At 70.9% G+C, this 14,877-nt stretch carries 9 protein-coding genes; 6 read left to right on the top strand and 3 right to left on the bottom strand.

Features of this window, described 5'->3' with window-relative positions:
- The first annotated feature begins 576 nt into the window (after window positions 1–576).
- From AB8Z75_RS00775 to AB8Z75_RS00765, 3 genes are all read left to right on the top strand, one after another.
- Entirely contained in the window at window positions 577–1,683 is a 1,107-nt protein-coding gene (locus AB8Z75_RS00775; RefSeq protein WP_369199348.1) for a FadR/GntR family transcriptional regulator, read from the top strand.
- Window positions 1,684–3,181: 1,498 nt separating this feature from the next.
- Complete coding sequence (locus AB8Z75_RS00770; RefSeq protein WP_369199347.1) at window positions 3,182–4,810, top strand: RNA polymerase sigma factor; 1,629 nt, start codon at window positions 3,182–3,184, stop codon at window positions 4,808–4,810.
- A 489-nt stretch (window positions 4,811–5,299) separates the two neighbouring features.
- The gene (locus AB8Z75_RS00765) at window positions 5,300–6,133 is read left to right on the top strand and encodes a serine protease (RefSeq protein WP_369199379.1); all 834 of its coding nucleotides are present in this window, start codon (window positions 5,300–5,302) and stop codon (window positions 6,131–6,133) included.
- 461 nt (window positions 6,134–6,594) lie between these two features.
- Here the strand turns inward: AB8Z75_RS00765 and AB8Z75_RS00760 are convergent, their stop codons facing one another.
- The gene (locus AB8Z75_RS00760; protein ID WP_114019423.1) at window positions 6,595–6,825 is read right to left on the bottom strand and encodes a hypothetical protein; all 231 of its coding nucleotides are present in this window, start codon (window positions 6,823–6,825) and stop codon (window positions 6,595–6,597) included.
- A 510-nt stretch (window positions 6,826–7,335) separates the two neighbouring features.
- On the opposite strand from AB8Z75_RS00760, the gene AB8Z75_RS00755 reads away from it, so the two are divergent.
- From AB8Z75_RS00755 to AB8Z75_RS00745, 3 genes are all read left to right on the top strand, one after another.
- Complete coding sequence (locus AB8Z75_RS00755) at window positions 7,336–9,459, top strand: type IIA DNA topoisomerase subunit B (RefSeq protein ID WP_369199346.1); 2,124 nt, start codon at window positions 7,336–7,338, stop codon at window positions 9,457–9,459.
- A gap of 375 nt (window positions 9,460–9,834) precedes the next feature.
- Window positions 9,835–10,299, top strand: a complete 465-nt coding sequence (locus AB8Z75_RS00750) for a DUF485 domain-containing protein (RefSeq protein WP_369199345.1) — start codon at window positions 9,835–9,837, stop codon at window positions 10,297–10,299.
- Window positions 10,296–11,963, top strand: coding sequence for a cation acetate symporter (locus AB8Z75_RS00745; RefSeq protein WP_369199344.1), 1,668 nt, complete (start codon window positions 10,296–10,298; stop codon window positions 11,961–11,963). The genes AB8Z75_RS00750 and AB8Z75_RS00745 overlap by 4 nt, the downstream gene beginning before the upstream one ends.
- On the opposite strand, the gene AB8Z75_RS00740 is transcribed toward AB8Z75_RS00745, so the two are convergent.
- Together AB8Z75_RS00740 and AB8Z75_RS00735 are read right to left on the bottom strand one after the other, a co-directional pair.
- Window positions 11,941–13,575, bottom strand: a complete 1,635-nt coding sequence (locus tag AB8Z75_RS00740) for an ATP-binding protein (protein WP_369199378.1) — start codon at window positions 13,573–13,575, stop codon at window positions 11,941–11,943. The two genes, AB8Z75_RS00745 and AB8Z75_RS00740, sit on opposite strands and share 23 nt — an antisense overlap.
- Before the next feature lie 263 nt (window positions 13,576–13,838).
- The gene (locus tag AB8Z75_RS00735; RefSeq protein ID WP_369199377.1) at window positions 13,839–14,777 is read right to left on the bottom strand and encodes a sucrase ferredoxin; all 939 of its coding nucleotides are present in this window, start codon (window positions 14,775–14,777) and stop codon (window positions 13,839–13,841) included.
- Window positions 14,778–14,877 lie beyond the last annotated feature (100 nt).

Here is a 14,877-nt window from a genome sequence, read left to right as displayed (position 1 = left end):
TGCCTTCGTTGGGGGTGCAGGTACTCGCGGTCCTGGCGCTGTGTGTGGGGTGCGCATGGGCGGGGTTGCTGGCCGCGGGGGTCTGCCGGTCAACGATGTCGGGTCTGCTCGCGGTTGTGGCTGTTCCGTCGCTGGTGGCGCCTCTCGTGGCGGAGGTCACGGTGGGGCCTCACGGCCAGTCGGTGGAGGGGATGCCGGAACGTCTGAGATCAGTTCTGCTCTTTCCTTGGCCGTCGGCCGCCGAGCAGTGGGGGTCGGTGGCCGGGGAGATCGCGACGCAACCAGTGGGCCGTGCGCTTGCTCTGTCGCTGACCGTGCTGTTCGGGGCGTACGGCGTCACGTCGTTGCGGGGACGACCCAGACGGCAGTGAACGCTCCGGGCGGGCACGCGGACTACCGCCGAGGCGGACCCAGTTGGGGCCTCTCTTCCCGATGGTCCCGGTTCCGACGGGTGTTCACGCCGCGTCGGCACCAACCCGTGAATCAGGAGGGGGAGATGACTCTGACCACCGGTGATGTGGTCGGTTCTTTCCGATAAGGCGTCAATTGTAAGGGGGTCAGCGATCACCCTTTCGTGTGCTTTTCACCAAAGCCCTCAAGAAAGCCCTCAAGACCGGCCGGAGCGAGGCCGACACAAGATGCGTGACTACCCTTGCGCACTCCATGATGACCGCGGCTCGTCCCGTCGACACAGGCCTCGTCGGCCCGGGCGAGCTGGACCGCTACGCATACGCCGAGTCCACGGGGACGGCGCGTACCACAACGAACGCCTCGGCGTGGGAGGGTTCCGAGGCCGACATGAACCGTGTGAACCGACGTACATCCGGCAGCCGCGGCAGGGGTCTGCACGGGCAACTCGTGCAGCAGCTGGGGCAGATGATCGTCTCGGGTGACCTGGGGGCAGACCGCCCACTCGTCCCCGAGGAGATCGGCCAGCGTTTCGAGGTCTCGCGCACGGTCGTACGCGAGTCGCTGCGCGTTCTAGAGGCCAAGGGGCTCGTGAGTGCCCGGCCGAACGTCGGCACCCGGGTCCGGCCGGTCAGCGACTGGAACCTACTCGATCCCGACATCATCGAGTGGCGGGCGTTCGGGCCGCAGCGGGAGGGCCAGCGGCGCGAGCTGTGCGAGCTGAGGTGGACGATCGAGCCCCTCGCCGCCCGCCTCGCCGCCGGGCAGAGCCACGACGACGTACAGCAGCGCCTGGGCGACATGGTCGAGATCATGAACCACGCGCACGCTCAGGGGGACAGCCTCACCTTCTCGCGGGCGGACGCCGAGTTCCACGGGCTGATCCTGCAGGCCGCGGGCAACCGGATGCTGGAGCACCTTTCCGGCATCGTCTCCTCGGCACTGCAGGTATCCGGCGGTCCCTCGGCGTGCTGCGAGCACCCCACCGAGAACGTGGTCGCCCACCACCGTCGAGTCGTCGAGGCGCTCGCCGCGGGAGAGGCCGCGGTGGCCGAGACCGCCATGCGCCAGGTGCTGGGTGCCCCCAGCGAGTCGGTGCCTGCGGGGCAGAGCGCGCAAGGGGCCGCCGCACCCGCGCAGGCCGCCCAGGCGGGTCAGGCCGCGCAGCCGGGAGCACACAGTGTGCCCACGGGAGCGGGGCAGCCGGCGCAGTCGGGTGGCGCGGCTGCACCCGGTGGTGCCGACCATGTGGTGCCGGCGCCCCGCGAGCACTGACGCCGGGGGGGGTGTCCGTCGGCGCCCCTCCGGGAGCGCCCGCGACCGTGCCGGGACCCGGACGCGACCGTGCCAGGGCCCTGGGCCCCGGACGGGTATTGCGTGTGGGCGCGGGCGCGCCGTGGACCTTCCCCGCGGTGCCGACCTGCTCCGGCGGCGGACGGACCGCTGCGCCCCCTGCATGTGCCCGGCCCGCCCTCGCCGGTCGGCTTCTCCAGCCCGGTGCGGTGGCGGGCAGGACGGCGTCGGGCCGGCGACGCCGGGCTGGGCGGCGCTGCTGAACTGGTCTGGACTGGTCGGGATCGGTGTCGGTCGGTGTCGGTCACTTTTTTCGAAGGCACGCGTTTTTCGAAGGCACGCGAGAGCCGGTGCCCGACCGGCGGGTCCGACAGGCGGTGGGTCCGGCAGGTTGTGCTCGGCGGAGCCGTAAGGCGTCGAGAGGGGCCGCCCGGTGGGGTCTCCCCGATTGCCGTCGGGGCGGTCTCGCCGGGGGCGGCGATGCGTGCGGCCGTGTGCCCTGCCCCTATGACGGTCGGTGTCTCCGGGGCTTTGCGGGGCGGTGCATCCGGCTCGGTCGCGGCGACGGTGCTGGGGCTCCTGGCTGTGCTTCCGCTTTTGGCGCGGCCCCCAGCTCCGGCGTGGTGGCGCGATGGCGCGCCCCCCGGCTCCGATGCGGTGCGTGGTGGCGCGATGGCGCGGCCCCCGGCTCCGGTGCGGTGCGTGGTGGCGCGGTCGTGCGGCGGCGTGGCGGTGGTTTCGTGTGACGACCGGCTGGTCGTACGTCCACCGCGGACGTGCCGACTCGTCCGCAGTGGAGGGGCCGCGCGCTCTCCGTCTCAGTGGTGTTGCCACCTCGGTGGCGAGGCAGGCCACGCGGCGCTCGCCCTCGTACGCGGTCGGCGGGTTCCGGCATCGGTGGTCGGGCCCTGCGGAGCCCACCCCGTGACGATCTACGGTCCGCGGCTGGCGGCACCGCCGGGGGCCTACGACCGGATGCCTGCCGCAGGGGGTGTCCGTCCCCGTGCTGTCGGCCGTACGGCACCACTCCCGTGGCGCGGCAGCAGCTCGCGAGCGGGGGCGGGAGGCTTCGCTCCGCTGTGCGCTTCGTGCGCGAGACCGCGGGCAGCGCACAGCGGAGTGTCCGGCGCCGCACGCTGCAGGGCCGGGGCGCCCGCCCGGTTGCGCGGCTGCCTGCCCGTACCGCACCGTCCAGTGGGACGAGAGGGCTCGCACGGATCCGTCGCGGCTTCGCCGTGAGTGGCGAGTTTGCCCGATTCTGTGCCTGTATAAGTGGGTACTAGATGTGACTCGGGCCACGTGAATTGGGCGTAACGCTTCCCGTCCCAACGCGATGACTCAAGAGGTGACAGCCGAGGAGGGAATACGGGCGCTCCATTCGGAGCTTGTGTCTGCACCGTTATTTCTCCACTGCTCCGCCCGCGCCGTCGGTTCATCCCCGCCGGCGGTCCGCCGTTTCCATCGTTCCGAGAGGTTGTTCGTGTCGGCCAGCACATCCCGTACTCTCCCTGCGGAGATCGCCGAGTCCGAGTCCGTGATGGCGCTCATCGAGCGGGGGAAGGCTGAGGGGCAGATCGCCGGCGACGACGTGCGCCGGGCCTTCGAGGCTGACCAGATTCCGCCGACCCAGTGGAAGAACGTTCTGCGCAGCCTCAATCAGATCCTCGATGAGGAGGGTGTGACGCTGATGGTGAGTGCAGCCGAGGCGCCGAAACGCACCCGCAAGAGCGTCGCAGCGAAGACCCAGACCAAGCGCACCGCTACCAAGCCGGTCGCTGCCAAGACCACGTCGGCCAAGAAGGCCGCCCCCACGCGGACGGCTCCCGCGGCGGCCCCGGCTGCCTCCGCGCCCATCGCCCCGGGCTCTCCGGGCGTCGGCGCCGGAGCGGTAGCCGGGCAGGAGCCTGTCATGGACTCCGAGGAGAAGCCCGCGAAGAAGGTCGCCGCCAAGAAGACGGCGGCGAAGAAGGCGACCGCCAAGAAGGCGGCCGCGCCGAAGAAGACCGCGGCCAAGAAGTCCGTCGTCGACGAACTCCTCGAAGGTGACGACGAGATGGTCGAGGACCTCCCGGCCAAGCCGTCGGGCAAGCCCGGTGCCGAGGACGGTCCGTCCGCCGAGGGCAAGAACGAGAACGAGGGCTTCGTTCTGTCCGACGAGGACGAGGATGACGCCCCGGCTCAGCAGGTCGCCGCCGCGGGGGCGACGGCCGACCCGGTGAAGGACTACCTCAAGCAGATCGGCAAGGTCCCGCTCCTGAACGCGGAGCAGGAGGTCGAGCTGGCCAAGCGGATCGAGGCGGGTCTGTTCGCCGAAGACAAGCTGGCCACCGAGGAGAAGCTGGCCCCCAAGCTCCAGCGGGAGCTGGAGATCATCGCCGAGGACGGCCGCCGGGCCAAGAACCACCTGCTGGAGGCCAACCTCCGTCTCGTGGTGTCTCTGGCCAAGCGCTACACGGGCCGCGGCATGCTCTTCCTGGATCTGATCCAGGAGGGCAACCTGGGTCTGATCCGTGCGGTCGAGAAGTTCGACTACACGAAGGGTTACAAGTTCTCGACCTATGCGACGTGGTGGATCAGGCAGGCCATCACCCGCGCCATGGCCGACCAGGCCCGCACCATCCGCATTCCGGTGCACATGGTGGAGGTCATCAACAAGCTGGCCCGTGTGCAGCGCCAGATGCTCCAGGACCTGGGCCGTGAGCCCACGCCGGAGGAGCTGGCCAAGGAGCTGGACATGACGCCGGAGAAGGTCGTCGAGGTCCAGAAGTACGGCCGGGAGCCGATCTCGCTGCACACTCCGCTGGGCGAGGACGGAGACAGCGAGTTCGGTGACCTGATCGAGGACTCCGAGGCGGTCGTTCCGGCTGACGCGGTCAGCTTCACGCTTCTGCAGGAGCAGCTGCACTCGGTGCTCGACACTCTCAGCGAGCGTGAGGCAGGCGTCGTCTCCATGCGCTTCGGTCTGACCGATGGCCAGCCCAAGACGCTCGACGAGATCGGCAAGGTCTACGGCGTGACGCGTGAGCGCATCCGGCAGATCGAGTCGAAGACGATGTCCAAGCTGCGGCACCCCTCGCGTTCTCAGGTGCTGCGCGACTACCTCGACTGAGGGCTGAGCCGGCTGAGTCTCCAGCCGAGCGGTTCCCCGACGGGGGAAGTGCACGGGAGGAGCGCCCAAGAGGTGACGCGAAGGCCGGTGGGCCCCGCTGACGGCGGGGCCCACCGGCCTTTGGCGTGTGTCATCGGCCTTTGACGTGCGGCACCGGCCCACCGGCCGCCGGTGTGTGTCACTGGTCTTCGACCCGGGCCGCACGGGCCTTCGAGCCGCGTGGCACAGACCTTCGATCTGTGCCGCCGGCTGTCGTCGCGTGGTGAGCCGGTCTCCTTCGTGTGTCGCGCCGTTCTCCGATAGCCGTACGTGCATACGGGTGTCAGGCGCTCGTCACGGTCGTCCCGGGATGCGCGTGGCGTGCAGGAGGAACACCCTGGGTAGTCAGGTAGTTCCGCACGGTCAGGAGGTCGGTTCATGCGAGGGATGCGCTGTAAGCGAACACGCGCTGTCGGCACTTCCGGGAGCCCGGGAAATCGTCTTTTCGTCCTGGGGGTGGCGCTCATAGCGGTGCTCCTCGCCCCTGCGGCCTCGCCTGCCGCGGCGCACGGTCAGGACCCGGGCGACCGTGCCGTGATCGGCGGAAGACCCGTGAGTGCCGAGAGCCATCCGTGGGTGGCGGCGCTCTCCAGCCGCTCGCGGTTCGGCCCGGAGCGCTCGGGGCAGTTCTGCGGCAGTGCCGTCGTGGGCCCCCGTACGGCCGTCACGGCGGCGCACTGCGTCAGCCGCGAGGTGCTGGGCACCGACCCGTCCCAGGTCGACGATCTGCGTGTCATCACCGGCCGGGGCGATCTCAGGCAGACGACGGGCAAGGAGATCGCCGTCGAGTCCTGGAAGGTCAATCCGGAGTACGACCCCAAGACCAACAAGGGGGACATCGCGGTTCTGCGGCTGGCTTCCGCACTGCCGCAGAACGCCGTCCTCCCGATGGCTCAGAAGGGTGATTCCGCGTACAAGGCGGGCACGGCGGCGACGGTCTACGGCTGGGGCGACACCACGGGGCGTGGGGACTACGCGAACACCCTGCACGCGGCGGCGGTCAACGTGCTGCCGGACGCGGACTGTGAGCGCGCGTATCCGGGGTCGGCCGAGGGCACGTACGACCCGGTCACGATGTTGTGCGCAGGCGTCAAGCAGGGGGGCAAGGACGCCTGCCAGGGTGACAGTGGTGGCCCTCTGGTCGCTCAGGGCAAGCTCGTGGGGTTGGTTTCGTGGGGGATCGGGTGCGGGCAGCAGGGGCGTCCAGGGGTGTATACGCGGATCTCAGCGGTGCAGTCCGTCATCGGGGCCCAAGACGGCGCGACCACGCCGACGGGATCCTGAGCGGCACGCAGGCGCCATGGAGGCGGCACGCAGGCGGCATGCGGGCGGGGACCGTACGGCTCAGCACACATCGACCGCAGCGAGCCCCGGCGCATCGAATTGCCGACGCTCCGTGTCGGTCGGGGAACCGCGCCGACCGGCGCACCGTGCCGGTCGGCGAACCGCATCGACTGGCGAACCGTGCCGCCCGAGGGACCATGCCGACCGGCGAACCGCATCGACGGGGGAGCCGTGCCGGGCGCGCGGGTACGCCCCGGTCAGTGGCTGGCCACGGAGTGGATTCGGCCATGAGCGTGGGCTAGCTCAGCCAGGTGCGCGCCGGGCAGGGGTGGGCGGGCGTGCGCTGGGTGAGAAACGACGAGGGCGGACGGTCCTCCCGCTGGTGGGAGGGCCGTCCGCCGATACCGGCCTGTGCCGGGGTAGCTCGTCGGATGCGGACGCGAAGGCGTCAGCTCAGCAGGTCACCGTTCGTCTTCACCCGCAGTGGCAGGAGTCGCGGTGAGCTTCTCCGTCTCGTCCTGTATCTCCGCGGCGATCTTCTTGAGCTCCGGCTCGTACTTACGGCCGTGGTGGGCGCAGAACAGCAGCTCTCCGCCACTCACCAGGACAACGCGCAGGTAGGCCTGGGCGTTGCAGCGGTCACAGCGGTCGGCTGCAGTCAGCGGGGTCGCGGGGGTCAGAACTGTAGTCACGTCGCCTCTTCTCTAGCTCGACGAGCTGTCGTACCAGGGTCAACATCCAACCAGGCCGAAAACGTTCCCGCTCTGGCCTTCATTCCCGGACTTTTTTGGCCGGGAGGCCGGATTGTTGCCGGGTGGCGGCGAATGGGCCGTATTGCAGGGGTTGGGGTTTCCGTCTGTTGTGTTCGGTCTGTCGTGGAGTTTGTGACGGTGGGTGGTGGCTGGCTCCTGCCAGTGGCGCCGGCAGGCTTCCGTCGTGCCGTTGGGTTGTCGTCCGACTCCGGGCTGTTCCCTCCTCCGTTGTGGAGGACGTGCCCGGAGCCTAAACGGTTCATGCCTGGATGGGAACGTGATGTGTGAGTCACCCAGGCGGGTTATCGAACAGGATATCGAATGTGAGCTAGCATGGCGGTTCTCCTTATCCCTGTCCTGGGTCGTGCATCACGCGCCGTCCTGGGCCTCGGTACCCTCTGACGCGGCAACCCAGCCGTCTCAAGCAGAATTCAGCGAGGAGCGAACCGCGTGACCGCCGACATGTCCGTGCCGTCCACCGCACTGCTGACCGGGGCAGACCGTGAGGGCGGTTCCAATTACACCGCGCGGCATCTGCTCGTCCTGGAGGGCTTGGAGGCCGTCCGCAAGCGGCCTGGCATGTACATCGGCTCGACCGACAGTCGCGGCCTGATGCACTGCCTGTGGGAAATCATCGACAACTCCGTTGACGAAGCCCTGGGGGGCTACTGCGACCGGATCGAGGTCACGCTCCACGAGGACGGTTCGGTCGAGGTCACCGACAACGGGCGGGGCATCCCAGTCGACATCGAGCCGAAGACGGGGCTCTCCGGTGTCGAGGTCGTGATGACCAAGCTGCACGCCGGCGGCAAGTTCGGTGGCGGCTCCTATGCGGCCTCCGGTGGTCTGCACGGCGTCGGCGCTTCGGTGGTGAACGCGCTCTCCTCGCGCCTGGACGTCGAGGTCGACCTGCACGGCCGGACCAACACCATCAGTTTCCGCCGTGGTGTGCCCGGCATCTTCACCGAGTCAGGCCCCGAGGCGCCCTTCGATCCCTCCAGCGGGGTACTCAAGGGCAAGAAGATCCCCAAGACGCGTACGGGGACCCGGGTCCGCTACTGGTCCGACCGGCAGATCTTCCTCAAGGACGCCAGGCTCTCCCTGGACACGCTGTACGCGCGTGCCCGCCAGACCGCGTTCCTGGTGCCGGGGCTGACACTTGTCGTACGGGACGAGCGGGGCCTGGACGGTGAGGACGCCTCGGAGGAGACGTTCCACTACGACGGCGGCATCAGCGAGTTCTGCGAGTACCTCGCCCCCGACAAGCCGGTCTGTGACGTGCTGAGGTTGCAGGGGCAGGGAACGTTCAAGGAGACCGTGCCGGTTCTCGACGACCGCGGGCACATGATCCCCACGGAGGTTCAGCGGGAGCTCGGCGTGGATGTCGCGCTGCGCTGGGGGGCCGGGTACGACACGACCGTCAGGTCGTTCGTGAACATCATCGCGACGCCCAAGGGCGGCACCCACGTCGCCGGCTTCGAGCGCGCCGTCACCAAGACGGTCAACGAGGCGCTGCGCACGAACAGGCTGCTGAAGGTCGCCGACGACGACGTCGTCAAGGACGACGCCACCGAGGGGCTCACCGCGGTGGTGACCGTCCGGCTGTCCGAGCCGCAGTTCGAAGGGCAGACCAAGGAGGTGCTGGGGACCTCCGCGGCCTCACGCATCGTCGGGCAGGTGGTGGCCAAGGAGCTGAAGGCCTTCCTGACCTCTTCCAAGCGCGACGCGAAGGCGCAGGCCCGCTCCGTGCTGGAGAAGGTCGTCGCCGCGGCCCGCACGCGGATCGCCGCGCGGCAGCACAAGGAGGCGCAGCGTCGCAAGACCGCGCTGGAGTCCTCGACGCTGCCCGCCAAGCTGGCCGACTGCCGTGCCGACGACATCGACCGCACCGAGTTGTTCATCGTCGAAGGCGACTCGGCGCTCGGCACCGCGAAGGTGGCCCGCAACTCGGAGTTCCAGGCGTTGCTGCCGATCCGCGGCAAGATCCTCAACGTGCAGAAGTCGTCCGTCTCCGACATGCTCAAGAACGCCGAGTGCGGCGCGATCATCCAGGTCATAGGAGCCGGGTCAGGGCGGTCCTTCGACATCGACCAGGCCCGGTACGGCAAGGTCATCTTCCTCGCCGACGCCGATGTGGACGGCGCCCACATCCGCTGTCTGCTGCTCACGCTCTTCCAGCGCTACATGCGGCCGATGGTCGAGGAGGGCCGGGTCTTCTCCGCGGTGCCGCCGCTGCACCGGATCGAGCTGATCAACCCGAAGAAGGGCCAGGACAAGTTCCTGTACACCTACTCGGACAACGAGTTGCGGCAGACGCTGCTGGAGCTCGAACGCAAGGGGACCCGCTACAAGGAGTCCATCCAGCGTTACAAGGGGCTGGGCGAGATGGACGCAGACCAGCTGGCGGAGACGACGATGGACCCGCGGCACCGCACGCTGCGCCGCATCAACATCAGCGACCTGGAGGCGGCCGAGGAGGCGTTCTCCCTGCTGATGGGCAGCGAGGTGGCTCCCCGCCGGGAGTTCATCAGCTCCTCCGCCGCCACGCTGGACCGCTCCCGCATCGACATCTGAGCCGGAGAGCCCGGCCTGCTACGGCTGGGGGCGCGTCCGACGCCAGGGGCCGGCCTGGCCGTTGGCGTGGGGCTCCGTGGGCCGGTCTCCCCGTTCGCGCCCGATGCCAGGGGGCGGCCTCGTCGTCCACGTACCGCTCGTGGGCCGGTCTCCCCGTTCGCGTCCGACGCCACGGACTGCTCTCGCCGTTCGCGCCCGATGCCAGGGGACGGCCTCGTCGTCCATGTACCGCTCGTGGGCCGGTCTCGCCGTGCGCGTGCGGGTCTCCCGGCCGGCTCCGCGGCTCGTGGCCGGCTCCGCGGCTCGTTCACCTGAAGAGGTGAACGAGCCGGTTTGGGCCGAACAGCAGCCCAGTGGTGCGCTCATTCTGACGGCATGCGCATCGACGATCCCTGGTACGACTCCCTCTCCACGGGCGGCCCCCGGCCCGGTTGTCCTCCCACTCCGGGCGCTGTCCCGCCCCCGAGGGACCGCAGTGGACCGGTGCGGCCGGGCACGCGCGAGGTGTACCTGACGGTCCAGCGCGGCGCGGCGTTCCACGAAGTGCGCGGCCGATACCGGCGTTTCGTGTGGCCGGCCGGTGCGGCGTTCCTGGTGTGGTACCTGACCTATGTGGTCCTCGCCGTCTCCGCGCCCGGTCTGATGGCCAGACCGGTGGCGGGTGTACTCAACGTCGCGATGGTCGCCGGGCTCGCGCAGTTCGCCTCGACGTTTCTGCTCACCTGGCTGTACGCGCGCCATGCCCGGCTGCGCAGAGACCGGCTCGCCTTCGAACTGCGCTGGAAAACCCAGGACATGGTCCGAGGCGTGCGCGCGGTCGCACGGGAGGGTGCCAGGTGAGCGGCGAGGGCCAGTCGCTGATCCTGGCGCTGTTCGGCGCCGTCGTCGTGGCGACGCTGGTCATCACGCGCCGGGCAGGCAGCGGGCGCCGTGGCTCGTCGGAGGAGTTCTTCGCCGGGGGCCGGCTCTTCTCCCCGGTGGAGAATGGTTTCGCCATCGCCGGGGACCACATGTCGGCGGCCTCCTTCCTCGGCATCTCCGGACTAGTCGCGCTCTACGGCTACGACGGCATGCTGTACTGCGTGGGTTTCCTGGCGGCATGGCTCGTCGTGCTGTTCTTCGTCGCCGAACCTGTGCGCAACTGCGGCCGTTTCACCCTCGCCGACGTTCTCGCCGCGCGCCTGCGGGAACGGCCGGTGCGCATCGCTCTGGGCGCTTCGTCGGTGACGGTCTCCGTGCTCTACCTCGTGGCGCAGATGGTCGGTGCGGGCAGTGTGGTCGCGCTGCTGCTCGACGACCCCGGCGGAGCGGCGTACACCTGGACGGTGCTGGGGGTCGGCGGCCTGATGGTCTGCTACGTCACGTGGGGCGGGATGCGGGCGACCACCTGGATCCAGATCCTCAAAGCCGTGCTGCTGGTGGGAGGCGCGCTCGCCCTCAGCGTGCTGGTGCTGCTGCGCTTCGGCGGTGACCTGTCGCACCTGCTGACGAGTGCCGCCGAACACAGCGGCCACGGCGCCGACTTCCTGGCCCCCGGCCTGCAGTACGGGAGCAGCGGGTGGGCCGCCAGGCTCGATGTGGTCAGCCTCGGGCTGGCGCTCGTCTTGGGCACGGCCGGACTGCCGCACATCCTGGCGCGCTTCTCCACAGTGCCCACGGCGCGGGCCGCTCGCCGGTCGGTCGTGTGGTCGACCGTTCTGATCGGCGGCTTCTACCTGATGGCCCTCGTCCTCGGCGCCGGTGCGGCGGCTTTGGTCGGCACGGAGGCTGTCCGCCACTCCGGCCCCGCCGGGAACACGGCGGTCCCCCTGTTGTCCCTCGAACTGGGCGGCGGGGCGGGCTCCACCGGTGGAACCGTCCTGTTCGCACTGGTCGCCGCCGTCGCCTTCGCCACCATCCTGGCGGTGGTCGCGGGAGTCACGCTCGCCGCTTCGGCGGCCGTGGCCCACGACCTGTACGAGTCGTCGGCCAGGCGGAGACGGCCGGGGAAGGCGGGCTCGCGACAGGCACTCCATGAGGCAGCAGACCGGCGGGCCCGCGGCCAGGGGCCGGCGGGTGGCCGGAGCGAGGTGGCGGTGGCCCGGCGCGCGGCGGTTGCCATCGGAGTGCTGGCCGTCGGGCTGAGCCTGCCGGCGCGGGAGCTGAACGTGGCGTTCCTGGTGGGCCTCGCCTTCGCCGTGGCTGCCTCGGCGCACCTTCCGGTACTGCTGTACGCGGTGTTCTGGCGCCGTTTCACCACCCGCGGGGCCGTGTGGGCGGTGTACGGGGGCCTGCTGTCCTCGATGGTGCTCGTGGTGCTCTCGCCCGTCGTCTCCGGCGCCCCACACGCCCTCTTCCCCGGTCTGGACCTCGCGTACTTCCCGCTGGAGAACCCCGGAATCATCTCGGTTCCGTTCGGCTTCCTGTGCGGCTGGCTCGGCACGCTGCGTTCCCGCGAGCGTCTCGACGAGGGGCGGTACGCCGAGACGGAGGTCCGTTTCCTCACGGGCGCGGGCGCGGTCTGACGCCCTCGCGCCCCTCCGGTGGCTCTCCTGCCCCGTGCGGGGGCCCGCTCCGAGGGACTGCTGGGTGCAGCGCTTCCGGCAGGGTCACGGTGAACTCCGCGCCGCCTTCCGTGCTCTCGCCGATCCGGGCGGTGCCGCCGTGCCGCTCCGCCAGCCGCCGCACCAGGGCGAGACCGAGCCCGCGTCGGCCGTGCGCGGGCGGCTCCTTGGTGGACCAGCCCTCGGTGAACACTCTCTCGCGGTGCCGGGCGGGGATGCCTGGACCGTTGTCGCTCACCCGCAGTTCGACCCCGGTCCCGCGCGGCCCCGCGGTCGTGGCGAGGGCCACCTCCACCTCTCCGTCGGGCGTGCCGGCCACCGCGTCGAGGGCGTTGTCCACCAGGTTGCCCAGCACCGTCGCCAGTTCCGGGGGATCCACCAGGCGGTCGGGCAGCAGCGTGCCGGCCGCGATACGCAGGGCGACCCCGCGTTCCGCCGCCACCGTGGCCTTGCCGACCAGCAGCGCGGCGAGCATCGGATCGCGCACGTGTCCGGATATCTCCTCGGCCGTCGCCCGGTGCACCCCGACGGTTTCGCTCAGATACGCGACCGCGTCCTCCACCATGTCCAGCTGGAGCAGCCCGAGCAGGATGTGCAGGCGGTTGGCGTGTTCGTGGTCTTGGGCGCGCAGGGCGTCGATCAGTCCCTGCGAGCCGTCGAGTTCCCGGCCGAGCAGCTCCAGTTCCGTCCGGTCGCGCAGGGTGGCCACCGCGCCGCCGTCGTTCGTGGGCATCCGGTTGGCGACCAGCACCCTTCCACCGCTGACGGTCAGCAGGTCGGCTCCCGGCACCTCGCCCGCCAGCAGCTTGGCCGTACGCCCGGCGCCCAGCGCCTGGTGCGGGGACAGACCGATGTGGTGGGGCGCCAGGCCCAGCAGGCGCTGTGCCTCGTCGTTGACGAGCCGGATCCTGCCCGCGCCGTCCAGGGCCACGACGCCCTCGCGAATGCCGTGCAGGATCGCTTCCCGCTCGGCCAGCAGCGCGCTGATGTCCGAGAACGCGAGATCGTGGGTGCGTTTTTGCAGCCGTCGGAACAGGAGGAGCGCGGCCAGTGCGCCGACCCCGAGCGCGCCGCCCGCGTAGGCGAGCAGACCGGGTACGGCGCGGAGGAAGCGGTCGCGCACGCTGTCGTAGGCGATCCCCACCGAGACCGCTCCGACGACCCGCCCCGCACTGTCGCGCAGTGGCACCTTCCCGCGGGCCGATCTGCCCAGTGTTCCCTCGTCGATGTGGTGCACCTCGCGGCCGGCGAGCGCCGGCCCGGGGTCGGTGGACACGTGTGCGCCGATCCGGGCCGGCTCCGCGTGCGACCAGCGGATGCCCCGGGTGTCCATCACCACGATGTAACTGGCTCCGGTGGCGCGGCGCACCCTCTCCGCCAGCCGCTGGACGGGGCCGTCGCGGGAGGGGCCGCGGCCCTCGGTCAGCAGTTCGGGCAGCTTCGGCTCGGCCGCGGTCGCCTGGGCGATGGCCAGCGCGCGCCGGGACGCCTGGTCGTCGAGCTGCGCGCTGAACGGCGCGAGGAACAGCCCCGTCGCCAGGGCGGTCACCCCCGTGACGACCGCCAGTTGCATGAGCAGCACCTGGGACGACACGCGCCGCGGCCACCCGGGCAGGCCGACCCGGAGGCGCCGTCGCCCGCCGGGCGGGCGCCGCGCCGAGCGGCGGCCGACTGACCGGGAGGTGGGCATGCCACGACTGGACGACGTGCCGGGACGGCTCGCGGGCGACGTACCGGGAGGACTACCGGACGACGTGCCGGGACGGCTGTGGGGCGGCGTGCCGGGGAGGGACACGGGGCGACCTCGCGGCGGGAGAGGGGACGGAACACGCGTCTTCACATCTCTTCGAGCGCCTCGACGTCCAGGCGCACCGGGTCGGCGGGCTCCGCCCCGCAGCTCGCCGGAACGGCGGGGCCCTGGGCGCGCTCCCGGAGGACCACCCGCCAGCGCCGGCCATCCGCGTGGGCTACCGTCACGATCCGGCGCTGACCGTCCGGATCAGGCCGCACCGCGAGGACGGACACCGCGTCCGCCCGCAGCTCGCCGGTCAGCTCCCGTACGGCGAGATCGGCCGCCTGCCCCGGCCGGTCCCAGGCCGAGCGGCCCCGGCAGCCCTCCAGGGAAACCTGCCCGTCACGCACCGCGTCGAGCACGCTCTTGACGCCCGCGGCGTCCAGACGCCCGTACGCGTAACCGTGCGGGAGCACCAGGAGTGTCGGAGCGAACCGGTGGCCGCCGAGGTGGGTGATCTCCCAGACGTTCGCACTGCCGGTTGCCGCGAGCTCGGCTGCCAGAGGCCTGCCGAGCAGAGCGCAGCAGCGGTCCCGTTTGCCGTTGGTGCACACGAGTGCGAGAGGGCTGCCTTCGTACGGCTCCCAACACGGCCCCGAAGCGGCGCCGCTCGCAGGGGGTGCCGGACCGTCGAAGGCGGCGAAGTCCACAGCGCGCAGCGCCTCCAGGCCACCGTCGCCGGACAGCCGTGCCGTGAGCACCCAGGACGCGCCGGGCACGGTGCGGGCCAGGAAGACCCGGTGGCCGGCCGGGGGGGAGTGGTCCGCGTGCCGTCCTGGGCGCCGGATCAGGGCGACACGGGCACCATGGGCGCTCGCCGCGGCGTCGAGCGCCTGGCCGAGTCCCGGATCGAGGCGGCTCTGCGTCAGTGCCTTCCTGCCCCAGGGCCCCGGTTGTTCCACCAGCAGCCAGGTGCGGGCTGTGGCCGCTGTTCCCGTCAGGGGTTCGGCCAGGGCCCGGGAGGCCGTCGCACACGTGCTCACACAGGCGACCCTAACCTGCCCTTCCCCGTCCCGCGCGGCACCGCCGCCCATCCCGCCGCGGCCCATCCCGCCGCGGCCCATCCTGCCGTCGCCCACCCCG

Origin of the sequence: Streptomyces sp. PU-14G, assembly GCF_041028275.1 — a bacterium.
Classification (GTDB): domain Bacteria; phylum Actinomycetota; class Actinomycetes; order Streptomycetales; family Streptomycetaceae; genus Streptomyces.
The sequence above is the reverse complement of the archived record's forward strand: the minus strand, read 5'-3'. Positions and strand labels throughout refer to the sequence as shown.